This window comes from Pseudomonas massiliensis (assembly GCF_000826105.1).
Lineage (GTDB): Bacteria > Pseudomonadota > Gammaproteobacteria > Pseudomonadales > Pseudomonadaceae > Aquipseudomonas > Aquipseudomonas massiliensis.
In genome coordinates this window covers 254,159-279,962 of the sequence record NZ_CCYK01000004.1, presented here as the reverse complement: position 1 = coordinate 279,962, position 25,804 = coordinate 254,159, and the positions used below count along the sequence as shown (strand labels likewise).

The window sequence follows — 25,804 nt, the reverse complement described above, 5'->3', positions numbered from 1 at the left end:
GGAACGACATGGCCCGTTTCGGATTGCAAAAACTCTATATCGATGGCGGCTACGTGGACGCCAGCGACGATCGCGTCTTCGATGCCATCAACCCGGCCACCGGTGAAGTGCTGGCACAGGTACAGCGCGCTACCGCCGCCGATGTCGAGAAAGCCGTGGCCAGTGCGGAGAAAGGCCAGAAGATCTGGGCGGGGATGACCGCCATGGAGCGCTCGCGCATCCTGCGCCGTGCGGTCGACCTGCTACGCGAGCGTAACGATGAGCTGGCGATGCTGGAAACCCTGGACACTGGCAAAGCCTATTCGGAAACCCGCTATGTGGACATCGTCACTGGCGCCGACGTGCTGGAATACTACGCCGGCCTGGTACCCGCCATCGAGGGCGAGCAGATTCCCCTGCGCGAGACTTCCTTCGTCTACACCCGCCGCGAACCCCTGGGCGTTACTGCTGGCATCGGAGCGTGGAACTACCCCATCCAGATCGCATTGTGGAAATCCGCGCCGGCATTGGCGGCGGGTAACGCCATGATCTTCAAACCCAGTGAAGTCACCTCCCTGACCACGCTCAAGCTCGCGGAGATCTACACCGAAGCCGGCCTGCCCGCTGGCGTGTTCAACGTACTGACCGGCAGCGGCCGCGAAGTGGGCACTTGGCTGACCGAGCACCCGCGCATCGAGAAAGTGTCGTTCACCGGCGGCACCGACACCGGCAAGAAGGTCATGGCCAGCGCTTCGAGCTCTTCGCTCAAGGAAGTGACCATGGAGCTGGGCGGGAAATCGCCGCTGATCATCTGCGCCGATGCCGACCTGGACAAGGCTGCCGACATCGCCATGATGGCCAACTTCTACAGCTCGGGCCAGGTGTGCACCAACGGTACCCGGGTGTTCATCCCCACTTCGCTGAAAGCGGCCTTCGAGGCCAAGGTGCTCGAGCGGGTGCGGCGTATCCGGGTAGGCGACCCGCAGGCTGAAACCACCAACTTCGGCCCGCTGGTGAGCTTCCAGCACATGGAGAGCGTGCTGGGCTATATCGCCAAGGGCAAGGCTGAAGGGGCACGTCTGCTCTGCGGCGGCGAGCGCCTGAGCGAAGGCCCGCTGGCCCGGGGCGCATACGTGGCGCCCACGGTGTTCACCGACTGCACGGACCAGATGACCATCGTTCGCGAGGAGATCTTCGGGCCGGTGATGAGCATCCTGGCCTACGACAGTGAAGACGAAGTGGTTCGCCGCGCCAATGATACGGACTTCGGCCTGGCCGCTGGCGTGGTCACGCCGGACCTCAACCGCGCCCATCGCCTGATCCACCAGCTCGAAGCCGGCATCTGCTGGATCAACGCCTGGGGTGAATCGCCAGCGCAGATGCCGGTCGGTGGCTACAAGCAGTCCGGTGTCGGCCGCGAGAACGGCATCGCTGCCCTGGCCCAGTACACGCGCGTCAAGTCCGTGCAAGTGGAACTGGGTGACTACGCCTCGGTGTTCTGAGGCCGCTATTTGTCCGCGGCCTGCCGAGCAGGCCGCCTGCATCCAAAAGGTGCCCTATGACCAAAGAATACGACTACATCATCATCGGTGCCGGCTCGGCCGGTAACGTTCTGGCCACGCGGCTGACCGAAGATCCTGGGGTAAGCGTGCTACTGCTCGAAGCCGGTGGCCCGGACTACCGCATGGACTTCCGTACCCAGATGCCGGCCGCCCTCGCCTTCCCATTGCAGGGCCGCCGCTACAACTGGGCCTATGAAACCGACCCTGAGCCCCATATGAACAACCGTCGAATGGAGTGTGGACGGGGCAAGGGGCTGGGCGGCTCATCGCTGATCAACGGCATGTGCTATATCCGCGGCAATGCCCTGGACTATGACGGCTGGGCGGCGCTACCGGGTCTGGACAACTGGACGTACCTGGATTGCCTGCCCTATTTCCGCAAGGCGGAAACCCGGGATATCGGCCCCAACGATTATCACGGTGGAGACGGCCCCGTTAGCGTGACCACACCCAAACCCGGCAACAACCCATTGTTCGCCGCCATGGTCGAGGCTGGGGTGCAAGCGGGCTATCCGCGCACCGATGACCTCAATGGCTACCAGCAGGAAGGCTTCGGCCCCATGGACCGCACCGTGACCCCCAAGGGCCGTCGCGCCAGCACGGCCCGTGGCTACCTGGATCAGGCCAAGCGCCGTGACAGCCTGACCATCGTCACCCACGCCCTGACCGATCGCATCCTGTTCGAGGGCAAGCGCGCCGTGGGCGTAGCCTACCTCGAGGGCGACGCCACCAGCCCCACCGAGGTACGGGCACGTCGCGAAGTGCTTTTGTGCGCGGGCGCCATCGCCTCGCCGCAGATTCTTCAGCGCTCCGGGGTAGGCGCGGCACCGTTGCTCAAGGAGCAAGGCGTTCCCCTGGTGCATGATCTGCCGGGCGTGGGCGAGAACCTGCAGGACCATCTGGAAATGTACTTGCAGTACGCCTGCAAGCAACCGGTCTCGCTCTACCCTTCGCTGCTATGGTGGAACCAGCCGGCCATCGGTGCCGAATGGATGTTCAACGGCACCGGCATCGGTGCCAGCAACCAGTTCGAGGCCGGGGGATTCATTCGCAGCCGGCCGGAGTTCGCCTGGCCTAACATCCAGTATCACTTCCTGCCGGTCGCCATTAACTACAACGGCAGCAATGGGGTGAAGGAGCATGGCTTCCAGGCCCATGTCGGCTCCATGCGCTCCCCTAGCCGGGGCCGCGTGCGCATTACCTCCCGCGACCCACGCAAACACCCGAGCATCCTGTTCAACTACATGTCCACCGAGCAGGACTGGCAGGAGTTTCGCGACGCGATCCGCATTACCCGCGAGATCATGGCGCAGCCGGCGCTGGACCCGTACCGTGGTCGCGAGATATCCCCAGGTATCGATGTGCAGAGCGATGAGGAGCTGGATGCGTTCGTGCGTGAACATGCCGAGACCGCCTTCCACCCCTCCTGTTCTTGCAAGATGGGCACGGACGACATGGCGGTGGTGGACGACCAGGGCCGCGTTCACGGCCTGCAGGGCCTGCGCGTGGTTGATGCTTCGATCATGCCGATCATCACCACCGGCAACCTGAACGCGCCGACCATCATGATCGCCGAGAAGATTGCCGACCGCATCCGTGGCCGCCAGCCCTTGGCACGTAGCACCGCCAGTTACTACGTGGCCGGGGATGCGCCGGTACGCGAAGCGCCGATGCGGCCGGTCGCCGAAACCGCAACGGCCTGAAGCCCGTAGAGTCAATGCGAGCTGGCGAATAGGGCTGGGAAAGCCTACTCGATTCGCCAGCTTCGTTGCCTCGGGGTTCAACCTTGCAGCAAGCGCTCTTCCACCCCCAGCAGGTACAGTACACCCTCAAGCCCCAGGGTAGAGATGGCCTGCCTGGCCGAAGCCTTGACCAGCGGCTTGGCGCGAAAGGCCACGCCCAACCCGGCCAGGCCCAGCATGGGCAAGTCATTGGCGCCATCGCCCACGGCGATGGTTTGTTCCAGGGTCAGGCCTTCCCGGGCGGCCAGCTCGCGCAGCAGTTCGGCCTTGCGCTGGGCATCGACGATAGGCTCCACCGCCACCCCGGTACATTTGCCGTCCTCGACCTGCAGCTCGTTGGCGTAGACGTAGTCGATGCCAAGCCGGGCTTGTACCTGCTGGGCAAAGTAGGTAAAGCCGCCCGACAGAATCGCTGTCTTGTAGCCCAGGCGCTTGAGCCCGGCGAACAGCGCCTCGGCGCCATCGGTCAGGCGCAGGGAGGCACCGATCTCGTCCAATACGCAGACGTCCAGCCCCTTGAGCAGGGCCATGCGCTCGGTGAAGCTGGCGCGGAAATCGATTTCACCACGCATCGCGCGCTCGGTGATGGCCGCTACCCGATCACCGACACCGGCAGCCTTGGCCAGCTCGTCGATCACTTCGGCCTGGATCAAGGTAGAGTCCATGTCGAACACAGCCAGGCGGCGATGGCGGCGATTGAGGTCATCCAGCTGCAGGCCCAGGTCCACGTCCAGGTCCTGGGCAGCGCTCAATAGCTCGGCACGCAGGGCCTCGGCGTCCAGGGGGGTGCCCTGCAGGCGTAGCTCGATACAGCCGTGGCCAATGGCAGGCGTTTGCGAAGACACCGCCAAGGGGCGGGAAAGACGGTCGATACGCTCGATGGCCAGGCCATGCCGCTCGATGATGTCGCTTACCTGACGTAGCTGGGCGGCGTTCAGGCCATGGCTGAGCAGGCTCAACACGTAGCGCGGCCGGTCCTGTGCCTGGGCCCAGTGCTCGTAGCCGGCCAGGTCCAGCCGTTGGGCCTGTACGCTCAGGGCCGAATCGGTGCCGAGGCCACGCAAACGGTCGACCAGTGCTTCCAGGGCCGGTGCGCTACTGGCTTGCGCCATGACCGCCAGGCTCAGGTTGCCATGCAGTACCGCCTGGGCGACATCCAGCAGCTTGAGATCCGCGTCGGCAAGCACGCCGGTGAGCTCGGCGCTCAGCCCCGGCCGATCCTGGCCACTGACGGTGATGAGGACGAATTCGCGCAAAGCCCACCTCGATATTGGCAAAAAAAGCGCATTCTACCCAGTTTCGGTGCCCACGGGCGCTTTGAACCCCAGGGGTCGCTCGCTATACTGCGCAGCACCTTACAGCCTCAAGAGCCGAGCGCAGTGAACCGGCCCACGCCAGTCAAAAACGATAATTTCTTCCTGCTGATCTTCCGTGCCCTGCGTCACCGCCGCGTACCGATAGCACTGCGCATTGCTACCCACAACGTGATTCTGGTCGCGGTGGCGCTGCTGATCTACGCCTGCGTGATGGGCCTGCAATTCAAGCAGGCCATGCATGACCAGGCCGACGCGGTGGGCCAGAGCCTGACCACCCAGACAGCGGTGTCCGCCACCGAGCTGCTCGTTTCCAACGACATCCTCAGCTTGAACGTGCTGCTCAACAATCTGGTGAAGAACCCGCTGGTGGCCCATGCCGCTATCTTCAGCGGAGACAACCGCGTGATCGCCGAAGCCGGGCAGAAGCCCAAGCCGGGCTTGATGACCATGTCCGGCGGGGTCTATGAAACGCGGCTTTCCTTCCAGGATGTGAACACCGGTACGCTGCGGGTAAGCCTGAACATGGACCAGTTCCAGCAGCCGATGACCATCAGCCTGCAGAGCATGGGCATTCTGAGCGCCATCCTGCTGGCCCTGGCCTTGGCCCTGAGCCTGCGCATCGGCCGCAACCTGACCACCCCCCTGCTGCAACTGCGGGTGTGGCTGCGCCATGTCGACCCCTACACGCCCGCCATCGACCGTCAGGATGAGATCGGCGACGTGGCCCGGGACCTTCACGCCAAGTACGCCCCCGAGCCACCTCCAGAGCCGGAGCCAGAGCCGGAAGCCGAGGAAGAAGCGCCCGCCGCCCCTGCTTTCGCGCCCTTCACCGGGGCCGCGCCCAAGCCCGCGCCACGTCGCGTACTGGCCGAGGAAGACGAGGAAGACGACGCCGCCTTCGCCGACCTTGGCGACCTCAGCGTGCCAGGCCCCTCGGCCATGTCGGCAGCCCCGCAAGCCCCAGCCGAGCCCCAGTACAGCGTGGTCCTGGCAGTGCAGCTCGGCTCACAGGAACAACTCAAGCGCCTGCCGCGCGCGCGCTTGCAGGAACTGTTCGACCGTTATCGCGGCTTCCTGGCCCAGGCAGCGTCCCTCTACCAAGGGCATGTGAACCACTTGGTCGACGGTAGCAGCCTGGTGCTGTTCCACACCCTCGACGGGGGTGACGATTACCTCACCAACGCCATCTGCTGTGGCGAACTGCTGCGGGCGTTGGGTCACGAGTTGCAGATCGAAGTCGCCGACAGTGGCATCACTCTGCAGCTGCAACTGGGCCTGGCCCTGGCCGACTCACTGCAAGGTCTGGATCAAACCGCCCTGGTGGCCACTGACGCCGCCCGCGCCGCCGTGGCCCTGTCCCAGCACAGCCGCAACCTGCTGCTGGTGGAGCGCAAGGTCAATGAAGACCCGCTGATCCGCCAACGGGCACGCATCCGCTCCATCGCCAGCCCGGAAGGCGCCTCTTGTGTGGAACGCCTGCTGGAGCCCTACCCGTCGCTTCTGGAGAAGCAGCTGGCACGCATTGCCGATCGGCGCCCCCGTTAAAAGAAAAACGAACGGGGTTTCCAGGAGCATCTCGTAGCAGCCGGCCTTGGCCGCGATCAGGTCGGGCACCGCGCTATGCCCAGTCGCCGGCAAGCCGGGCTGCTACGAGGGGTGTATCCGGTATTTGCCGTAGCAGCCGGCCTTGGCCGCGACTAGGCCTGACACCGCGCTATGCCCGGTCGCCGGCAAGCCGGGCTGCTACGAGGGGTGTATCCGGTATTTGCCGTAGCAGACGGCAAGCCGGTCTACGAGCTCGCCCTATCCCCTGAAATGCGGCCAACCGTCAGAACCGAAATACTTCCGTGTTGTTGCGCACCGGCGTAGCCAGAGGGATCTTCGGCTTTTCCGGCTCGTCCTTCTTCACTTGGCTGGCGCTGGGCTTGCGCGATTCGTCGGCCAGGGCAGGCTGGTTGGCCAGGGGCTTGACCGCTGCGCTGATCTGCGCGGCCAGCCGTTGCAGCAGCATGCCCTGGGCCTGGACCTGAGCCGTGGTACTCCCGTTATGCTTCTCTTCCAGGTGGACCAGCTTGCTGTCACGAACCTGCCCACGGCGGTCCAGCACGCGCCATTGAGCGTCCAGCACCGCGGGTTGAGCATGGCCGGAGTCCAGGCGAGTGATGGACAACAGCACTTGGGCGTCTGGATTGAAGTTGGCCGTGGTCGGTGCCAGGACCACCCGTTGGGTATCCAGACGCCAGGCCATTTGCCGCAACAACAGCTGGTCGATGTCCGCGCTCAGGCTGCCTGCCCAGCGCCCATCGGTGGCGGCGGTGAGGCTACCGTCCTTCTGCCGTTGTAGCAGCGTTTCACGCTGCAGGTAGTCGGCGATGGAGACTGGCCCCAGCAAAACGGACATGCCGCTGCCCTGCTTGGGCTGGCCGGGGTGGCCGCTATCGAGCTGATACAAGGCCACGGGTTGATGCATGCTGCAACCGGCCAGGCCGAGCATACCGGTAAGCAATACAGCGAAAGGAAGGCGCAGAAAATTCATGATTCCGTCCAGGCGGCCCGCTTCGACCGGGCCACAGTGATACCGATGCCAATGGGCGCCATAAGGTCCGCGCCACAGGGCCCATATCATCCGTGAATACTGCGCCGGACTCCAGCGTCTAGTGACCGGCTACCGGAATCCGACAGCCGGTCGACGCCAGCTTATGCGCCCGGTTCTACCACCAAGGCATCGACGCGCTGGAAACCTCGCGGCAGCTTGTTACCCCGCCGGCCGCGTTCGCCCTTGTAGTGTTCCAGGTCATCGGCCTTGAGCGACAGCGTACGCTTGCCCGCTTGCAATACCAGGGTCGCGCCATCGCCAAGGACGGCCAGGTCGGTGACGTATTCATCTCGGCTGGCGACCCGCTCCCCCGGTACGCCGATGATCTTGTTGCCCTTACCCTTGCCCAGCTGTGGCAGGTCCGCCACCTTGAATACCAGTAGCCGCCCTTCGGTAGTCACTGCCGCCACCCACTCGTGCTCGCGATCCTTGAGCGGCCGCGGCGCCATGACCTTGGCTCCGGTGGGCAGGCTGATCAACGCCTTGCCGGCCTTGTTCTTGACTTGCAGGTCTTCGCCCTTGACCACGAAGCCGTAACCGGCATCGGAGGCGACCACATAGAGCGCGTCATCATCGGGCAGCAACAGGCATTCGAACTGCGCGCCTGGGGGCGGGGCCAGGCGGCCGGTCAATGGCTCGCCCTGGCCACGGGCCGAAGGCAGGCTGTGGGCCGGCAGCGAATAACTGCGGCCGGTGGAATCGATGAATACCGCGTACTGGTTGGAGCGACCTGGCGCGGCGGCCTTGAAGCCATCCCCCGCCTTGTAGGAAAGCGCCGTTGCGTCGATGTCATGACCCTTGGCGCAGCGTACCCAGCCCTTTTCCGACAACACTACTGTCACCGGCTCGGTGGGCATCAGTTCGTTTTCCGACAGGGCCCTGGCTTCGGCACGCTCCACGATGGGCGAGCGGCGGTCGTCGCCATAGGTCTTGGCATCGGCCAGCAGCTCGCTGCGTACCAGCTTTTTCAGCTTCGCTTCGCTGGCCAGTAATGCCAGCAACTTTTCCCGCTCCTTGGCCAAGGCTTCCTGTTCGTCGCGAATCTTCATTTCTTCCAGGCGCGCGAGCTGACGCAGGCGCGTGTCGAGAATGTAGTCGGCCTGGGTTTCGGACAGGCCGAAGCGCTCGATCAGTCGCGCCTTCGGATGGTCCTCGGTGCGGATGATATGGATGACTTCATCGAGGTTGAGGAAGGCCACCAGCAGGCCTTCGAGCAGGTGGAGGCGGCGCTCGACCTTGTCCAGCCGGAACTGCAGGCGTCGGCGAACCGTCCGCACCCGGAACTCCAGCCACTCCTGCAGCAATGCCCGCAGGTTTTTCAACTGCGGACGGCCATCCAGGCCGATGATGTTCATATTGACCCGGTAGGTGGTTTCCAGGTCGGTGGTGGCAAACAGGTGCTGCATCAGCTCGGCCGCGTCCACGCGGTTGGAGCGAGGGATGATGACGATCCGGCAGGGGTTCTCGTGGTCCGACTCGTCGCGCAGGTCCGCCACCATGGGGAGCTTCTTGGCCTGCATCTGGGCGGCGATCTGCTCCAGCACCTTGGCTCCGGAAACCTGGTGCGGCAACGCGGTCACCACCACATCTCCGTCTTCAACCCGGTATACCGCGCGCATCCGAACCGAGCCGCGACCGTTCTCGTACATCTTCAGCAATTCGTGACGCGGCGTGACGATTTCCGCTTCGGTCGGGTAGTCCGGGCCCGGCAGATGCTCGCAAAGCTGCTCCACGCTGGCGCTCGGCTCATCGAGCAGACGCACGCATGCGGTAGCGACTTCACGCAGGTTGTGCGGCGGCACATCGGTTGCCATGCCCACCGCAATGCCGGTGGTGCCGTTGAGCAGGATATTGGGCAGCCGTGCGGGCAACACCGCGGGCTCGTCCAGCGTGCCGTCGAAGTTGGGTACCCAATCCGCCGTGCCCTGACCTAGCTCGCTGAGCAGCACCTCGGAATAACGGGACAGGCGCGCCTCGGTATAACGCATGGCGGCGAAGGACTTCGGATCGTCCGGGGCGCCCCAGTTGCCCTGCCCGTCGATCAAGGTGTAGCGATAGCTGAAGGGCTGGGCCATCAGTACCATGGCCTCATAGCAGGCCGAGTCGCCATGGGGGTGGAACTTGCCCAGCACATCGCCCACGGTACGCGCGGATTTCTTGTGCTTGGCGTCGGCGTCCAGGCCCAGCTCGCTCATGGCGTAGACGATACGCCGCTGTACCGGCTTGAGACCGTCGCCAATATGCGGCAGCGCACGGTCCATGATCACGTACATGGAGTAATTGAGGTAGGCCTGTTCGGTGAAGTCAGCCAGGGACCGGCGCTCCACGCCATCCAGGCTGAGATCGGTTGATTCGCTCATGCAAGCCTCATCGATGGGTGTTCTGGCGTAACAGCATGGTGCCGTCACGCAAGGTGAATTCAAGACGTTTCAGGGCGCTCATGCCGAGCAGTACTTGCTCGCCTGGCAGCCCGGGCACCACGACGGCGCTGACCTGGGGCAGCCGGATCTCGCTCAGTGTTAGAGCATCCAGACGGGTGCGATAGCCCGCGGTGTTGCCGTTGGCGGTATGCAGCATGACCGGTGCGCCCTTCTCCAGGCCGAGCCGGCTCGCCAGTTCGGCGGGAATCGCGACCTCGGTGGCACCCGTGTCGACCATGAAGGTCACGACCTGCTCGTTGATCCGGCCGTCGGCCACGAAATGCCCTTGCCGGTTGGCGCGCAGGGCAACCTCGACGAAACCCGCGCCGTGACTGGCAACTGGCGCACGATTGGGGTTCTCCTGTTTCTGCTCCCAATCGCCAAAGAACCGCGAGGCCAGGTAGAGTCCGGCAACCCAGGCCAGGACCAGCAGCCAGCGACCGGCCGAGCGTCCAGGTACCGCGCTCATGGTGCCTCCCAGCCGCCAGCAGGCGCGGCGAACCGCCATACGACCGGGCGGCCCTCGCCGTCGGCGCGTACCCAGTCGTTATTGTCAGTGCCTATCCAGGCCCCAGTATCGTCCAGGGCAAGCGCTTCGGTCAGTCCATAGGGCTTGTCATAGCGCCGCGAGGGTGTCAGGCCGGTCTCGGCGAACGACCAGCAGCGCTCCACCGCAGCGGTATCGGGGTCGCGCCGACAGACCTTGTAGGCGTTGCGCTCCAGGGTGAACAGCTTGCCCTTGAAATAGGCCAGGTCCGAAAAATCCTTGGCGTAGCTGAGCCCGATGCGCATGACTGGCGGCACTTCTTCAGAGCCGCCTTCGCTGAGCAGCACGCAGGGCGGGCCGCAATGCCAGCCTTCGGCCTCCAGGCGCAGGCCCAGCAGGCCGCGCCGCTCCCGCTCTGCGGCCAGCCACAGCCGCTGGCCGCTCGAGTCAATGGCAAGGCCTTCGAAGATGGCGTTGAAGTGGTGCAACAGGCCCTGCTGCCGGGCTTCGGCCACCAGGCCACCGGGCAAGGGCAGCCATCGGGCCTTACCGCCGCGGCTCAGGCGCAGCACAGCGGCCTTGGCTTCGCTCACCAGATAAAGCTGGTGCCGGGCATCACAGGCGATGCCTTCGAAATCCAGGCTTCCGCCTCGGATCAATCCGGCCGCCGTCGCCCGCGCGGCGATACTCCAGGGCAGCCCCATGTCCGGCGCCGCTGGCGCGGTGAAAGTCAGTGGCTCGCCCTCCCATACTGCATTGGCACGATCCAGGCGATACACCTGGTCGTCGTCGCGGTCCGACACCGTCCACAACTCGCCATCGCAGGACGTCAGGCCCGAAAGGTTGCCGCCCCGCATGCCTTCGACGGGGTATTCGCCAAGCAGGCTCAACTCCGGCACTTCATCGGCGGCCTGGGCCGAACCCAGGGATGCCATCAATAGCCAAGCCGCGAACGCGGCCCTGATCAACTGAGCACCTCGGCCAGGTTACCCTTGGCCTCCAGCCAGGACTTGCGGTCCCCCGCGCGCTTCTTGGCCAGCAGCATGTCCATGACCTCGCGAGTGCCGTCCACGTCTTCCAGGGTCAGTTGCACCAGGCGACGAGTGTTTGGGTCCATGGTGGTTTCGCGCAATTGCGGCGGGTTCATCTCACCCAGGCCCTTGAAGCGCGTGACCTGAGGCTTGCCGCGTTTCTTTTCCGCCACCAGCCGGTCGAGGATGCCATCGCGCTCGGCTTCGTCCAGGGCGTAGTAGATTTCCTTGCCCAGGTCGATGCGGTACAGCGGCGGCATGGCGACATAGACGTGGCCGGCATCCACCAACGGGCGGAAATGCTGGACGAAGAGTGCGCACAGCAGGGTCGCGATGTGCAGGCCGTCCGAGTCGGCGTCGGCCAGGATGCAGATCTTGCCGTAGCGCAGCTGGCTCATGTCCGTGGCACCAGGATCTACCCCGATGGCCACCGCGATATTGTGCACTTCCTGGCTGGCCAGCACTTCGTTGCCGTCCACTTCCCAGGTATTGAGGATCTTCCCGCGCAGCGGCAGGATGGCCTGATATTCCTTGTCCCGGGCCTGCTTGGCGGAGCCACCGGCCGAGTCTCCCTCGACCAGGAACAGCTCGGCCCGGGCCGGGTCCTGGCCGGCGCAGTCGGCCAGTTTGCCTGGCAGCGCGGGCCCTTGGGTGATGCGCTTGCGCTCGACCTTCTTGCTGGCCTTCAGGCGCCGGCCGGCATTGCTGATGGCCAGCTCCGCCAGTTGCAGACCCAGTTCAGGATGGGCATTTAGCCACAGGCTGAAGGCATCCTTGACCACGCCGGACACGAATGCGGCCGCCTCGCGGGACGACAGGCGCTCTTTCGTCTGGCCGGAGAACTGGGCGTCCTGCATCTTCATGGACAGCACGAAGGCGATGCGCTCCCAGACGTCCTCCGGTGCCAGCTTCAGGCCACGGGGCAGCAGGTTGCGGAACTCGCAGAACTCGCGCATGGCGTCGAGCAGGCCCTGGCGCAGGCCATTGACGTGAGTACCCCCCTGGGCCGTGGGGATCAGGTTGACGTAGCTTTCCTGCACCGCGTCCCCGCCCTCCGGCAGCCAGAGCAGAGCCCAGTCAACGGCTTCCTTGTTGCCGGCCAGGCTGCCGCAGAAGGGCTCGGTCGGCAGCCGGGCGAACTCGCTGACGGCGTCGGCCAGATACGAGCGCAAGCCATCTTCATAGTGCCACTCAGTTTTCTCGCCGCTGGCCTTGTCTTCGAAGGTGACCGACAGGCCAGGGCACAGAACCGCCTTGGCCTTGAGCACGTGCTTGAGACGGCTGATGGAAAACCTGGGCGAATCGAAGTATTTCGGGTCCGGCGCGAAATACACGCTGGTGCCGGTATTGCGCTTGCCCACCGTACCTATGACCTGCAGGTCGCTGGCCTTGAAGCCGTCGGCGAAGGTCATTTCGTATTCCTGGCCGTCGCGCTTGACCCGTACCCGCACCAGGGTGGAGAGCGCGTTGACCACGGAAATGCCGACGCCATGGAGGCCACCGGAAAACTGGTAGTTCTTGTTGGAGAACTTGCCGCCGGCATGCAGCTTGGTCAGGATAAGCTCCACGCCCGGCACGCCTTCTTCCGGGTGGATGTCCACCGGCATGCCGCGACCGTTGTCGATCACTTCCAGGGAGTGGTCGGCATGCAGGATGACCTGGATAGCGGTGGCATGCCCCGCCAGGGCTTCGTCCACGCTGTTGTCGATGACTTCCTGGGCCAGGTGGTTGGGCCGCTGGGTGTCGGTGTACATGCCCGGGCGTTTGCGCACCGGGTCGAGGCCCGAGAGGACTTCGATGGCGTCGGCGTTATAAGAGCTAGCGCTGGGAGTGGCCATGGGGTCTCTTCGTCAATCGTAAATTAGGGTCACAAGGTGGCAAGGTCCAGGGCCGCGCAGCGCTCAGGCGGCACGCCGGCCAGGCGCAGCAGTTCAGGCAGGCGGTCGGCGAAGCCCTGGTAGCTGTGGTCCCCGCCCTGTCGCACATCGAGGGCGCAGCCTTGGTAGAAGGCTTCGGCATGGCGGTAGTCCAGGGTTTCGTCCGCGGTTTGCAGCCATACCTGGAACCGTTCACCGGCCTGGGGCGGCGGCACCTCCAGCTCGGCCAGTGCCTGCACATGGTCCTCTGTCAGTTGCCATTCTTCTCCGGTGTACAGGTTCCGCTGCACGCCCAGGTAGCCATCGAACAGCCGATGCGGGTTCACCGCCGGGTTGATCAATACGGCCGTCAGGCCGTGCCGCTGCGCCAAGTAGGTGGCATAGTAGCCCCCAAGGGAGCTACCGACCAGCAGGGGTTTACCCAGGGTTACAATCGCCTCTTCCAATTGAGCCAGTGCCTGGCGCGGGTGATGATGCAACGCGGGCACACTTACCCGCTCGGCCAGGCCAAGCTGGCGCGCCGCCTTGATCAATTGCTGTGCCTTGCGCGAGGCGGGCGAGCTATTGAGCCCATGGATATACAACAGCGAAGGGGCCACGAAGCCTCCTGGGTACGGTCAAGACAGCCGAGTGTATCCCACCCCCGGCGTAATCAATAACCGCTGCCGCCAAAGTCCGCCGCGAACTCGAACCCTGCTACACGCGATACCCCTGTGTCCAGGCTACCGTCCGGATGCAAGCGCAGCCATCGATACCCAGGCGCGACACGGTCCAGGGAAAAGTCTTCGCTCAGTGGCTCGAACTGTACGCAGGTAGACGGGGTGGCCAACAGGCGCACTCCGTTGCGTTCACGGTCCAGATGTTGGTGGATGTGCCCCCAGAGCAATACTCGTACCTGTGGGTAACGGTCGATGATCTCCAGGAAGGCGTCGGCATTGCGCAGGCCGATGGGCTCCATCCATTTGCAGTCGATGGAAATCGGGTGATGGTGCAGACACACCAGGGCATGACGATCCGGCGCTTCGTTCAGCGCCCGCTCCAGCAGTTCCAGCTGGCTATCGGCCAACCAGCCCGGCACCGAGCCGCTGACCGAGGAATCCAGCAGCACGATGCGCCAGTTGCCGATATCGATCACTGGCTGCATCACATCCGTATGGCCGAAATGCTCGGCCATTACCGCCGCCTCATCATGATTCCCAGCCAGCCAACGGTGGGGGGCCTCGATGGCAGCGGTCATGGCCTGGAAGCGCTGGTAGGACTCCAGCGTGCCATCCTGGGACAGATCTCCAGTGGCCAGCATCAGATCCACATGCGGCTGCTCGGCCATCACCCGCTCCATCACCTGGGCCAGGCTTGCCGCGGTATTCATGCCCAGCAGCGTGCCCTCTTGTTCGGCGAACAGATGGCTGTCGGTGATCTGCAACAGCAAGACCGAGGATTCTCGCGAGATATGATGGTTCGGCAAGGCCCGGCTCCTGGGAAGACACGTCGAGCATTATGGTGCAGTTTCGGCGGTTGCGCCTAGATGGAGGGTAAAGGCCGCCCCGGTGGTCGTGCTTATGCGGTCGTTCTGATTCGATAAACGCCATCGGCCTGCCTCCGGCCTAATCCTCGGAGGCAGGTATTTGTGCGTGTTCTATGATCCAGCTCCGAATGTACGCCAAGACGCGGCGAGCGCCATCAACAGTCTCGGCGAGTTCGATCGGGCGCGCCCCTCCAAAATGCGGGTTCGGCTGCTCCAACCATTTGTATGCAGCTGCCTTACTGCGACGCACCGGGATAGCCAACTCTAGAATTTCCCGTAGCAATTCAGGCTGACCGTACCAAGACTCGGGTTTGGTTGTCGGCTTACGCCCTGGGATCACCCGAGGCAGCTGGCAGGCTGCAAGTTCGCTGGCATGAATGTGCGCTCGCTTCCAGTGGGCCAGCTTTACCAGGTCGGCGTTGGGCATTCGGGTATGGTCGATAGTCGGCACTACCACGCCAATCAATACCTGAGTGTGCGCTCTGATCATCTTTAGCGCTGGCGCGATGTCCGTATCGTTTGTCACGATCACAGCGTGATCGATCTGACCGGTAATCGCGTCATGGTAAGCCTGCAGGGCCAGGTTTACGTCGCTTTGTTTTTCTTCGACCTTCCACGCCTGGATTTCTTGACATTCACGGGGAGGCTTACCGGGATTCTCCGCGTCAACGATCTTCACCTTCATCTTGTTGACAGCGTAATAGCCTTCGATCAACTCGATTCGTCCATCATGAAGCTTACGCAACGCAGTATGGTAGCGTGCCTGGGATGACACAGAATCGACAGCCTTGGCTACGGATTCGATGATCTTGGCAGTGAAAAACTTGATCGAAGGCGATGGCAACAGAGTCGACTGGCGAATATGGCCATCGGCGTCCCTGAGCATTGCGGACGGCAGGATGTACCTCTCAAACAAAGGAAGAAGGTCGAGCCACTTATGCGGGGTGCCTCGCAAACAGCCGTAATAGAAATTATACCCGTCAATGTAGATGCGAGTGCGCAGATGCTCTAGTTCAAGCTTCCTGGACATTTCCTTACTCCAGAAACGAAAAAACCGGCTAGCGCCGGCTTTTTCCCCCTCAAACCAGATGGTCAAGCCACGCCGGTCGTGAGGGTTAGTTGTTGCGCACAGTATCGCGCAATGGGACGCCGAAATGCAAGGCAAGGATGGGCCCGTTAGAGCTTTCCGGTGCCGTGGCCCTTCTACCTCACATACTCATACTCATGCCCACACGCCAGGCAATGGCTGAGCCATTCCCCGAGGAAAAGGTTCAACTGCGCCTTTTCATCCGGCTGGTGCATGGCCGCGTTGGGATAGGGGTAGATGCCTTGGAAGCGGCGAGCATGCTGGGCGCCGATAACCTCGGCCATGCGCGCGTCGTGGTACACCTGCACCTCCATGCGTGGTACCGGCAGCCAGGGCAGGCTGTGCTTCTGGCTCACGCTCAGGGTGGTGGTATAGGGGCTGGCCTGGATCACCTCCAGGCTCAACACGCCAAGGGCCTGGTCGCCCTGAGTCATGCCGATCTGGCGAAAGCGCTGCTCGCCACGCATGCCCGGCAATAGCCGCATCAGGCGTGCGTAGTTGGCCTCGCAGGCCGCTTGCAACGCGGCCAGGTCGACCCGATAGCGCTCGCGCAACAGATTCACTTCCACAACCCCCTGACTTCATCGCGGTTCAGCGCCAGCCATTGAATGGCGATCAGCGCGGCCGCGTTAATGATCCGGCCATCGCGTACAGCCTGCAGCGCATCCTCGAATGCCCAGACCCGCACGCGAATGTCCTCCCCCTCTTCCTCCAGGCCATGCAGGCCACCGGCCCCTTCGCTGTTGCAGCGCCCCAGGTAGAGATGAACGTATTCATCACTACCGCCCGGCGAAGGGAAATACTTGGTGATCGGCCACAGGGCCTGAAACTTCAGCCCAGCTTCCTCTTCCGCTTCCCGATGCGCAACCGCTTCGGGGGTTTCGTCCTTGTCGATCAGCCCGGCAACCATCTCGATCAGCCAGGGGTTGGCGACCTTGCCCATGGCACCGACACGGAACTGCTCGATCAGCACCACTTCGTCACGTTGCGGGTCGTAGGGCAGCACGCACACCGCGTCGTGGCGCACGAACAGCTCACGGCTGATTTCCTTGCCCAGGCCACCGGCGAACAGTTCATGGCGCAGGAATAGCTTGTCGACCTTGTAGAAGCCCTTGAAGCAATTTTCCCGCTTGGTGATCTCGACCTTCGTTGGCACTGAATGGTTAGCGTCTGTCATACGAATCCTCTTTTTCCATCGTCAGGGCCGCATCGTTGCAACCCTTGTGCCTGATCTTGAGTGTTCGGCCCTATGGAGAACCGATCGCTGCGTTTATAGTCCAAGCACGATCCTATACCCGCGAAGGAATACCATGTCACCCTTGAAAATGTCGGCGCTGGCGCTTGCAGTCTTGAGTCTTGGTGCCTGCCAAAGCCTTTTTCAACCGGATTACGACAAACCGCTGAAAACCGAACGCGAGGCCTGGGAGCATATCAAGCCCGGCTGCGCCACCGCAGAATGCCCGCTGGTCAACCTCGATACCGTGCACTTTCCCGACGAACCGGCGTTGGATACCCTGACCCAGCAGCGCCTGTTGCGCATGACGGACAACAACCCGGACATACCCCAGGCGACCTCCCTGCCCGCTTATGAACAGCAATTCTTCAGCACGGCCGAATCGGGCAACTCCACCTACCTGCAAGCCAAGGTAAGAGAGCAGCATGACGGGCTGGTGATCGTGGAGCTTTCCAGTTACCTGGACACCGGCGGCGCCCACGGCATGCCGGGTCGGGGGTTCATCACCTGGTCACGACAGCAGCACAAGGCGCTGGCCCTGGCCGACATGCTCGCGCCAGGCCAGGAAACAGCTTTCTGGATGGCGGCCCAGGAAGCCCACCGGGGCTGGATGATCGCCTCCAACCTGTACAAGGACCCGGAGTTCGTGAAGCAGTGGCCTTTCCAGCGCACGGAAAACATCGCCCTGGCGTCCGACGCGGTGGTGCTCAAATACAATGTTTATAGCATCGCGCCGTACGCCATGGGGCATATCGAGCTGAAGATTCCGTATGCCCGGCTCAACGGGGTGATTCGGCCAGAGCTGCGCCCGGGCCGCTGAGCACCCGCGAAAGCCCCAGGTGAAGCGCGCCGGCGGCGATCAACGACGGCAAGGTGGCGCCCAGGTCGGGGCAATAGCGCGCCAAGGCCTGGTACAGCGCAATGCCGGCCACCCAAGCCAGCAATGCGCCGCCACGCCAGGCCGCTCCCTCATCAAGGGTTCGGCGCTGGCGCAGCAGATAGTGATCCACCAGTACCACACCGAACAGCGGCGCGAATACCGAACCGATCAGCAACAGGAAGTTCTGGTACTGGGCCAGGGGCGCAAAGGCGGCGATCAGGGTGCAAACGACGCCCACCGCAACGGCCAGGTGCTCCACCTTCAAGCGAACCAATAGCCCGCTGGACACAGCGGCCGAGTGGATATCGGCGAAGGCGTTTTCGGATTCATCCAGCAGGATCAGCAGCAAGGGAACGCCCATGCCGGCGCCCGCCAACGCGAGCAGTAGCGCATTGGCTTCCCCACTGGGCGCAAATGCCAGGGTATAGGCCACGCCCAGGCTCATCAGCCACAGGTTGCCCAACATGAAGCCCAGGGCCGTGCCGGTGAATACCGGGCGCGCGGCCCGGCCAAAGCGGGAATAGTCGGCGATCAGGGGCAGCCAGGAGAGCGGCATGGCGATGGCGATATCGAAGCCGGCGGCGAACGCCAGACTGCCATCTCCGGCACGTACCCAGAGCGCGGCCAAGTCCGCCTCGCTGAGCAGGTTCCAGGTCAGCCAGACGCAGGCACCCAGCAGTAGCCAGATCCCCCACTTGCGCAGCACCCGCCGCACGAAGGTCAAGGGCCCGGTAGCAGCCAGGGCCGTGGCCAGCGCGCCGAAGGCCAGGGTCCAGGACAAGGGGTTGGCCCAGGCACTGCCCTCCCCCCAGCGGTTGGCGGCCAGCAGACTGGCGGCATCGCGCATGACGATCAGTTCGAAAGCCCCCCAACCGACCAACTGGCAGAGATTCAACACTGCCGGGAGCGCAGCGCCTCGGCGGCCCAGGCTGGTTTTCAGGGAAGCCATGGCCGAGAGCCCGGTGTCGCTGCCGATCACCGCGGCCGCGGCCAGCAGTAGCACACCCACCAAAGTGCCGAGTGCAATGGCCAGGACGCCTTGGGCCAAGCCAAGCCCGGGCGCCAGCAGAGCGCCCGTTTGCAGCACCATCAGCCCCACGCCAAGGGAGAACCATAGGGTGAAAAGGTCCCGGGCGCCGAATACACGGCGGTCCGCGCTCACGGGAAGGTCAGGGGAATACTGGGTCAAGGGTCGAATCTCGAATGAAAAGAAAGACGCGCCCGGCGGGGCCAGGCGCGTGACGATCACACTTTCTGGTACAGCTGACTGCCTTCGGCGCGGAAGCGCTCGGCCTGCGCCTTCATTCCGGTTTCCGCGTCCAGGTCCACGCTGGGAATCTGGCTGGCCGCGTATTCGCGCACTTCCTGGGTGATCTTCATGGAGCAGAACTTCGGCCCGCACATGGAACAGAAGTGCGCCACCTTGGCCGACTCCTTTGGCAGGGTTTCGTCGTGATAGGCACGGGCGGTATCCGGGTCGAGGCCAAGGTTGAACTGGTCTTCCCAGCGGAACTCGAAACGCGCCTTGGACAGCGCGTTGTCCCGGATCTGCGCCCCCGGATGGCCCTTGGCAAGGTCCGCGGCGTGTGCCGCGATCTTGTAGGTGATGATCCCGGTCTTTACATCATCCTTGTTGGGCAAGCCAAGGTGTTCCTTGGGTGTGACATAGCAGAGCATGGCGCAGCCGAACCAGCCGATCATGGCCGCGCCTATACCCGAGGTGATGTGGTCGTAACCGGGGGCGATGTCCGTGGTAAGCGGGCCGAGGGTGTAGAACGGGGCTTCGTCGCAGCACTCGAGCTGCTTGTCCATGTTCTCCTTGATCAGCTGCATGGGCACATGGCCGGGCCCTTCGATCATGCACTGCACGTCATGCTTCCAGGCGATCTTGGTCAGCTCGCCCAGGGTTTCCAGTTCGCCGAACTGGGCCTGGTCGTTGGCGTCGGCGATCGAGCCCGGGCGCAAGCCATCTCCGAGGGAGAAGCTCACGTCGTAGGCCTTCATGATTTCGCAGATGTCTTCGAAATGGGTGTACAGGAAGTTCTCCTGGTGATGAGCCAGGCACCACTTGGCCATGATGGAGCCGCCGCGGCTGACGATGCCGGTCACTCGCTTGGCGGTGAGCGGCACATAGCGCAGCAGCACACCGGCATGGATGGTGAAGTAGTCCACCCCCTGCTCGGCCTGCTCGATCAGGGTGTCGCGGAACAGCGCCCAGGTCAGGTCCTCGGCGATACCGCCGACCTTTTCCAGGGCTTGGTAGATAGGCACCGTGCCGATGGGCACGGGCGAGTTACGGATGATCCACTCGCGGGTTTCATGGATATGCTTGCCGGTGGACAGGTCCATCACCGTGTCCGAGCCCCAGCGGATGCCCCAGGTCAGCTTGGCCACTTCCTCCTCGATGGAGGAACCCAGGGCACTGTTGCCAATGTTGCCGTTGATTTTCACCAGGAAGTTACGCCCGATGATCATGGGCTCCAGCTCAGGGTGGTTGATGTTGGCAGGAATGATCGCCCGGCCCCGGGCAATTTCCTGGCGCACGAATTCCGGCGTGATTTCCTTGGGAATACTGGCGCCGAAGCTGTGCCCGCCATGCTGCTGGGTCAGCAGGCCCGCCGCCCGGGCCTCCTGCAGCTTCATGTTCTCGCGAATGGCCACATATTCCATTTCTGCGGTGATGATGCCTTGGCGGGCGTAATGCATCTGGCTCACGTTGGCCCCGGCCTTGGCCCGGCGCGGATTGCGCACATGGGCGAAGCGCAGCCGGGCCAGGGCCGGGTCGGCCAGCCGCTCCTGACCGAAGCGGGAACTGAGGCCTGGCAAGCGCTCGGTATCGCCGCGGGCGTCGATCCAGCCTGAGCGCACATCACCCAGGCCCTGGCGGACGTCGATCCGTGCGTCCGGGTCGGTATAGGGGCCGGAAGTGTCATACACCAGCACCGGCGGGTTGATCTCCCCACCGAAATCCGTCGGTGTCACATCCAGGCTGATCTCCCGCATGGGTACGCGGATGTCCGGGCGCGAGCCCTCTACATAGATTTTCCGCGAGCGCGGGAAGGGTTGCACCGATTGCTGGTCGACCCGGGCCGATTCGCTGAGGTGGGTGGCGCTGTGTTGTTGTTCGCTCATACAGGTTCTCCAGCCAGGCTAGGGGGCGTCGGAGCGAACCTGTGGCCGGATTGGGCCCGTGGAGTTGTGCTGGAGCGGAGCGCGTGCATGAACACGACATCCCGGACCGAGCACAAGAGGACTCGCCGGGAAAGCGAGAAATCTTGTTCCCTACGCAGGCATCAACCTGATCAGGTTCAACGGGATCCGGACATATCCGATCTCAGCCCCTCGCGTGGGGCACCCCGACAAGAACGGAGCAGAGTCTAGCCACATAGCAGTGGTAACGCCAACTTCCCTGGATAATACTTGCCCACGGGCGGTCTGACCGACCACGCAGCGGCTGATTTCATGACAAGGACTGACTATGTTTCGCGCGATACCGCTGGCGGTAGGCATGATGAGTTTGCTCGGCGGACTGGCACAGGCCGCCACCACTCCGCTGGCCAGCCAGACCGACCTGATGAGCGTTTACCAGCAGGCCGTGGAGAACAATGCTGACCTGGCCGCTTCCCGCGCCGATTTTGCCGCCCGCCAGGAAGCCGTGCCCCAGGCGCGGGCCGGCCTGCTACCCAACCTGTCGGCTGGCGCCGACGTCAACGATACCCGCCAGGCCCTGGACAAGCCGGCCATGACCGCCAACCGCAGTGGCACCTCCTACCGGGCGACCTTGAGCCAACCGATTTTCAGGGCCGATCGTTGGTTCCAGCTCAAGGCCGCGCAGGCCAGCGATGAACAGGCTGGGCTAGAGCTCTCCGCCACGGAGCAGAACCTGATCCTGCAAACCGCCGAACGCTACTTCGCGGTATTGCGCGCCCAGGACAGCCTGGCCACGGCGCGGGCCGAGGAAAATGCTTTCCTGCGCCAGCTGGACCAGTCCAAGGAACGTTTCAACGTTGGCCTGACAGACAAGACCGACATGCTTCAGTCTCAGGCCAGCTACGATACCGCCCGGGCCAACCGCAGCACGGCCGAACGCCAGGTGGCCGATGCCTTCCAGGCCTTGGTCACCCTCACCAACCGCGATTACAACGCGCTGCAAGGCGTGGTGCATACCCTGCCGGTATTGCCGCCCCTGCCCAACGACGCGCGGGCCTGGGTAGACACGGCCACGCAGCAGAACCTGCAACTGCTGGCCAGCAACTTCGCCGTGGACGCAGCCGAGCAGACCCTGCGCCAGCGCAAGGCCGGCCATGCTCCTACCCTGGATGCGGTGGCTCAATACGAAAAGGGCGACAACGACAACTTCGAGCTAAGCAACCCTTCGGCCCGGGATGGGCTGGTGTACGGCAGCGATGTGGAACGTCGCACGGTGGGCCTGCGTCTGGAGATCCCCTTGTACAGCGGCGGCCTGACCAGCTCCCAGGTACGCGAGGCCTACCAGCGCTTCAGTCAGAGTGAATACCGCCGCGAGGGGCTGCGCCGCCAGGTAGTGGAAAACACCCGCAACCTGCACCGGGCGGTGAATACCGACGTGGAACTGGTGCAGGCGCGCAAGCAATCGATCATTTCCAACCAGAGCGCGGTAGAGGCCACCGAGATCGGCTATCAGGTGGGCACACGCAATGTGGTGGACGTGCTCGACGCGCAGCGCCAGCTGTATGCGTCCGTGAGGGACTACAACAACAGCCGATACGACTACATCCTCGACAACCTGCGCCTGAAACAGGCCGCGGGCACCCTCAGCCCGCAGGACCTGCAAGACCTCGGTCGCTACCTCAAGCCCGATTACAACCCCGACAAGGATTTCCTTCCGCCGGACCTGCAAGCTCAGGCCAAGGCCCTGTTGAAGCCGAATCGATGAAGGGTAGGAGCCAGCGAAGCTGGCGAATTGGGCATGGCTTCCTGGCCCTTCGTGCCAGCTGTTGAACGTAGCGAAGCCACCAAAGGCGAGATATGCCCAAGAACCCACCCCAGCTGGCGCTGGGTTCCACCACGGTCAGCTGCGCTACCGCCCACCAGGTATGAGAAGGGCCACAGCCTTCAGCAACCGCTCCAAGGCGCCCTGGTTGGCGCGCATCACGGTCAGGCCCGCTTCGCCCTGGCGCCGGGCGGCCTGGGGCAGCTCCACCAGGTGGCGCACCGCATCGGCCAGCCCGCTGGCATCCTCGACCACCTGCAAGGCCTCAGCCTGGGCCATCCGTTCGGCAATATCCTGGAAGTTGAACAGATGAGGGCCGCTCAGTACTGGCTTGCTCAACGCCGCCGGCTCCAGCAGGTTGTGACCGCCGTTGGGTACCAGACTGCCGCCAACGAAGGCAATGTCGGCCAGCGCGTACAGGAAAAGCAGCTCCCCCATGGTGTCGCCGAGCATCACCTGAGTATCAGCGCCGACGGCCTCGCCGGTGGAGCGGCGCGACAGCGTCATGCCGGCATCGGTGATAAGGGTAGCCACCCGACCGAAGCGCTCCGGATGACGCGGCACCAGGATGAGCAGGGCATCAGCATGATGCCGCAGCAGCTCGCGGTGGGCGGCCAGGATGATTTCATCCTCGCCCTGATGGGTGCTTGCGGCTATCCATACCGGCCGCCGGCTCGCGTCCCAGGATTGCCGCAGCGCCGTTGCCCGCTCGGGCAAGGCCGGGTCGGGGCGCAGGTCGTATTTGATCGAGCCGGTCACTACCACACGCTCGGGCCGGGCCCCGAGTTCGCGGAAACGCTGGGCTTCGGTTTCAGTCTGCACCGCCAGCAGGTTCATCCGCGCCAGCATGGGCGCGGTGAGGCCGGCAAAGCGAGCGTAGCCCCGGGCCGATCGGGCCGAGAGCCGGCCATTGGCCAAGGCAACTGGCACCTTGCGGCGGGCGCACTGATCCACCAGGTTGGGCCAGAGTTCGGTTTCCATGACAATGGCTAGGCACGGGCGCACATGGTCGAGAAAACGCCCCATGGCCCAAGACAGGTCATAAGGGAGGTAGCAGTGTTGGACCCGCGGCTCATGGCCGAACAAGGCCTTGATTCGTTCTGAACCCGTGGGGGTCATGCAGGTCAGGGTGACCGGCAGCTGCGGATAACGCGCCAGCAAGGCCTTGACCAAGGGCGCCGCGGCGATGCTTTCACCTACCGAAACGGCATGCACCCAAAGCCCGCCCTGGGCCATGGGTGGCAAGCCGCGAGCGAAGCGCTCACCGAGGCGCTCGGCGTAGGCCGGCGCCCGGCGCGCGCGCCACCACAGGCGCAGGGCAATCAACGGCAGGGCCAGGTGAAACAGGGCGGTATAGAGGGGTCTGTTCATGGCGGCGCAGTGTACCCCAAGGGCCGTCCCCTGGCATCGCTTCACGCCGCCAGGGTAGCTCCGCCGTCGACGACGATGTCCTGCAAGGTGATATGGCTGGCCAGGTCCGATGCCAGGAACAATACCGTGTTGGCGATTTCGTCCGGGCGGGCGATCTTGCCCAGGGGGATGCTCAGCTTGTACTGCTCGGGCAGGCCGTCCACCAAGCGTTGCAGTCCCGCCTCGTCGCCGACCATGTCACGCAGCATGGGCGTATCGGTCGAGCCCGGCGAAACCAGGTTGCAGCGCACGCCATGAGCTGCCAGTTCCAGCCCGGCGCAATGGTTGAGCGCGACCAGGGCGGCCTTGGAAGCGCAGTAGCCGGCCATGTTCAGGCGGGGCACATGAGCAGCATTGGAGGCGATGCTGACGATCGCGCCGCTGCGCTGGGCCTTGAATACGGGCACCAGCTGGCGGAATAGCAAGAATGGCCCGGTTACGTTCACCGCCATGCAGGCGTTCCAGTCTTCCAGGCTCAAGCTGTCGCTGTTGCCCAGGCGCAGGATGCCGGCACCGTTGACCAGCACGTCCACGCGACGGCGCTCGTTGAGCAGTTGCTGACACACTTGCTCCACTTGCTGGGGGTTGGTCACATCCAGCGTGACCGTGCGGAACGGGTAATCGGATTCGGCGAACGCCTTGTCCAGGCCCACAACCTCCGCTCCGGCGGCCTGGAAGCGCATGGCCGTGTGCAGGCCGATGCCTTGACCCGCGCCAGTGACCCAGACGCGTTTGCCGGTGAAGTCCAACGTATTCATGAAAAGGCTCCGAGAGCCGACCGTCGGTCGGCCCATGAAAGTGGAAATCAGGCCGCGGACGGCGCCTTGCTGCGAATGATCTTCAGCCAGCCATCCAGGGTAGGTTGCGCGGCCAGCTCGGCGAAGCTGACTTCAAGCCCAAGGCGCTGCCAGGCGGACACCAGGGTCATCACTTGCACGGAATCCAGCCCATAGTCCATCAGGTTGTCCGAGCCTTCGGGCAGGTCGTCGTCCTGATCCAGGTAAGGCGCCAGCTCGGCCAACAACCAGGCCTGGTCGAAGCGTGGCGCGGCCTGGCCGGTCAGCGCCTCGTAGCCAATCACGCTGCCGCAGCGGGTAGCCACGTAGCGCAGGGCCATGCGGTGTTCTTCTTCGGAGAAGTCACCCACTGCATCGCCAATGAAGAATGGCTGGATGTCGCGCATGAAGGCATCGGTAGCGGTAACCATGCAGCCGATGTGGGCGTAGACGCCGCAGATCAGCAACTGATCACGGCGCCACTCTTTCATCAGGTCCTGCAACGGGGAGCGCAGGAAGGCGCTGTAGCGCCATTTGGTCAATACGGTGTCATGGCTGGCCGGCGCCAGCGGAGCCACCACGGCCTGCAGGGCAGGGTCGGCCGTGGTCAGGCCCGGCCCCCACATATCGTTGAGCAGAGCGCGGTCTTCCGGGCTCTGTTCGGTGGGCTGGGCGGTGTAGACCACCGGAATGCCTTGGGCATCGCACCACTGGCGCACCTTGGCGATGCGCGCCACCAGCGCCTCCACCAGCGGGCTATCGTCACCCCAGAAGGCAGTGAAGTACGCCTGCATGTCGTGAATGAGCAACACCGCCCGTGACGGGTCCAGCGTCCAGCTCACCTTGTTGGCCGGGAAGCTGTCAGGTGTGGGCAGTGCATAGGAGGGAAGTCTTGGAATAGCCATGTCTG

At 63.8% G+C, this 25,804-nt stretch carries 21 protein-coding genes and 1 riboswitch; of the genes, 5 read left to right on the top strand and 16 right to left on the bottom strand.

The annotated features are described in order from the left end of the window. Positions 1-8 precede the first annotated feature (8 nt). Positions 9-1,481 carry a betaine-aldehyde dehydrogenase gene (betB, locus tag BN1188_RS02640; RefSeq protein WP_040259679.1) on the top strand — a complete coding sequence of 491 codons (1,473 nt, stop codon included), beginning with the start codon at positions 9-11 and terminating at the stop codon, positions 1,479-1,481. Positions 1,482-1,537: 56 nt separating this feature from the next. Next, positions 1,538-3,244 carry a choline dehydrogenase gene (betA, locus tag BN1188_RS02635; protein ID WP_040259677.1) on the top strand — a complete coding sequence of 569 codons (1,707 nt, stop codon included), beginning with the start codon at positions 1,538-1,540 and terminating at the stop codon, positions 3,242-3,244. 77 nt (positions 3,245-3,321) lie between these two features. Here the strand turns inward: betA and serB are convergent, their stop codons facing one another. Next, positions 3,322-4,539, bottom strand: coding sequence for a phosphoserine phosphatase SerB (gene serB, locus BN1188_RS02630; protein ID WP_040259676.1), 1,218 nt, complete (start codon positions 4,537-4,539; stop codon positions 3,322-3,324). A 123-nt stretch (positions 4,540-4,662) separates the two neighbouring features. Between serB and BN1188_RS02625 the strand changes: the two genes are divergently transcribed. Beyond that, positions 4,663-6,144, top strand: coding sequence for a HAMP domain-containing protein (locus BN1188_RS02625; protein WP_040259675.1), 1,482 nt, complete (start codon positions 4,663-4,665; stop codon positions 6,142-6,144). Between the two features lie 283 nt (positions 6,145-6,427). On the opposite strand, the gene BN1188_RS02620 is transcribed toward BN1188_RS02625, so the two are convergent. The 10 genes from BN1188_RS02620 to BN1188_RS02575 all read right to left on the bottom strand — a co-directional run bounded on the left by BN1188_RS02620 (position 6,428) and on the right by BN1188_RS02575 (position 16,799). Then, the gene (locus BN1188_RS02620; protein WP_040259874.1) at positions 6,428-7,135 is read right to left on the bottom strand and encodes a PqiC family protein; all 708 of its coding nucleotides are present in this window, start codon (positions 7,133-7,135) and stop codon (positions 6,428-6,430) included. Positions 7,136-7,296: 161 nt separating this feature from the next. Next, positions 7,297-9,555, bottom strand: a complete 2,259-nt coding sequence (gene parC / locus BN1188_RS02615) for a DNA topoisomerase IV subunit A (protein WP_040259674.1) — start codon at positions 9,553-9,555, stop codon at positions 7,297-7,299. 7 nt (positions 9,556-9,562) lie between these two features. Next, positions 9,563-10,084 (bottom strand): retropepsin-like aspartic protease family protein, encoded by a 522-nt coding sequence (locus BN1188_RS02610; RefSeq protein ID WP_040259872.1) that lies wholly within the window; start codon positions 10,082-10,084, stop codon positions 9,563-9,565. After that, positions 10,081-11,070, bottom strand: coding sequence for an esterase-like activity of phytase family protein (locus tag BN1188_RS02605; protein ID WP_040259672.1), 990 nt, complete (start codon positions 11,068-11,070; stop codon positions 10,081-10,083). Before BN1188_RS02605 ends, BN1188_RS02610 begins: the two co-directional genes overlap by 4 nt. Further along, complete coding sequence (gene parE / locus BN1188_RS02600; protein WP_040259670.1) at positions 11,067-12,971, bottom strand: DNA topoisomerase IV subunit B; 1,905 nt, start codon at positions 12,969-12,971, stop codon at positions 11,067-11,069. The genes BN1188_RS02605 and parE overlap by 4 nt, the downstream gene beginning before the upstream one ends. A 29-nt stretch (positions 12,972-13,000) precedes the next feature. Beyond that, a complete protein-coding gene (locus BN1188_RS02595) occupies positions 13,001-13,609 on the bottom strand; it encodes a YqiA/YcfP family alpha/beta fold hydrolase (protein WP_040259669.1) in 609 nt (202 codons plus the stop codon). A gap of 53 nt (positions 13,610-13,662) precedes the next feature. Continuing rightward, entirely contained in the window at positions 13,663-14,475 is an 813-nt protein-coding gene (cpdA, locus tag BN1188_RS02590; RefSeq protein WP_040259668.1) for a 3',5'-cyclic-AMP phosphodiesterase, read from the bottom strand. A 139-nt stretch (positions 14,476-14,614) separates the two neighbouring features. Continuing rightward, positions 14,615-15,565: an antitoxin Xre/MbcA/ParS toxin-binding domain-containing protein gene (locus BN1188_RS02585; RefSeq protein WP_040259667.1), complete on the bottom strand. Its 951-nt coding sequence runs from the start codon at positions 15,563-15,565 to the stop codon at positions 14,615-14,617. 173 nt (positions 15,566-15,738) lie between these two features. Further along, positions 15,739-16,191, bottom strand: a complete 453-nt coding sequence (locus tag BN1188_RS02580; RefSeq protein ID WP_040259666.1) for a DUF1249 domain-containing protein — start codon at positions 16,189-16,191, stop codon at positions 15,739-15,741. Then, positions 16,182-16,799: an NUDIX domain-containing protein gene (locus BN1188_RS02575; RefSeq protein WP_040259664.1), complete on the bottom strand. Its 618-nt coding sequence runs from the start codon at positions 16,797-16,799 to the stop codon at positions 16,182-16,184. The genes BN1188_RS02580 and BN1188_RS02575 overlap by 10 nt, the downstream gene beginning before the upstream one ends. 133 nt (positions 16,800-16,932) lie before the next feature. Between BN1188_RS02575 and BN1188_RS02570 the strand changes: the two genes are divergently transcribed. Further along, positions 16,933-17,676: an RsiV family protein gene (locus BN1188_RS02570; protein ID WP_040259663.1), complete on the top strand. Its 744-nt coding sequence runs from the start codon at positions 16,933-16,935 to the stop codon at positions 17,674-17,676. Here BN1188_RS02570 and cytX read toward each other — a convergent pair. Then, a complete protein-coding gene (gene cytX / locus BN1188_RS02565) occupies positions 17,636-18,934 on the bottom strand; it encodes a putative hydroxymethylpyrimidine transporter CytX (RefSeq protein ID WP_040259871.1) in 1,299 nt (432 codons plus the stop codon). The two genes, BN1188_RS02570 and cytX, sit on opposite strands and share 41 nt — an antisense overlap. Positions 18,935-18,981: 47 nt before the next feature. After that, the gene (gene thiC / locus BN1188_RS02560; protein WP_040259662.1) at positions 18,982-20,868 is read right to left on the bottom strand and encodes a phosphomethylpyrimidine synthase ThiC; all 1,887 of its coding nucleotides are present in this window, start codon (positions 20,866-20,868) and stop codon (positions 18,982-18,984) included. Between the two features lie 130 nt (positions 20,869-20,998). Next, positions 20,999-21,105: riboswitch (TPP riboswitch) on the bottom strand. Between the two features lie 109 nt (positions 21,106-21,214). On the opposite strand from thiC, the gene BN1188_RS02555 reads away from it, so the two are divergent. After that, entirely contained in the window at positions 21,215-22,651 is a 1,437-nt protein-coding gene (locus tag BN1188_RS02555) for a TolC family outer membrane protein (protein WP_040259661.1), read from the top strand. 144 nt (positions 22,652-22,795) lie between these two features. Here BN1188_RS02555 and waaA read toward each other — a convergent pair whose 3' ends face one another. From waaA to BN1188_RS02540, 3 genes are read right to left on the bottom strand one after another with little or no spacing between them, the layout of a single operon-like run. Further along, complete coding sequence (gene waaA / locus BN1188_RS02550; RefSeq protein WP_040259659.1) at positions 22,796-24,079, bottom strand: lipid IV(A) 3-deoxy-D-manno-octulosonic acid transferase; 1,284 nt, start codon at positions 24,077-24,079, stop codon at positions 22,796-22,798. Between the two features lie 41 nt (positions 24,080-24,120). Continuing rightward, a complete protein-coding gene (dhbA, locus tag BN1188_RS02545) occupies positions 24,121-24,876 on the bottom strand; it encodes a 2,3-dihydro-2,3-dihydroxybenzoate dehydrogenase (RefSeq protein ID WP_040259658.1) in 756 nt (251 codons plus the stop codon). Positions 24,877-24,923: 47 nt separating this feature from the next. Further along, complete coding sequence (locus BN1188_RS02540) at positions 24,924-25,799, bottom strand: isochorismatase family protein (protein WP_040259657.1); 876 nt, start codon at positions 25,797-25,799, stop codon at positions 24,924-24,926. Positions 25,800-25,804: the final 5 nt, after the last annotated feature.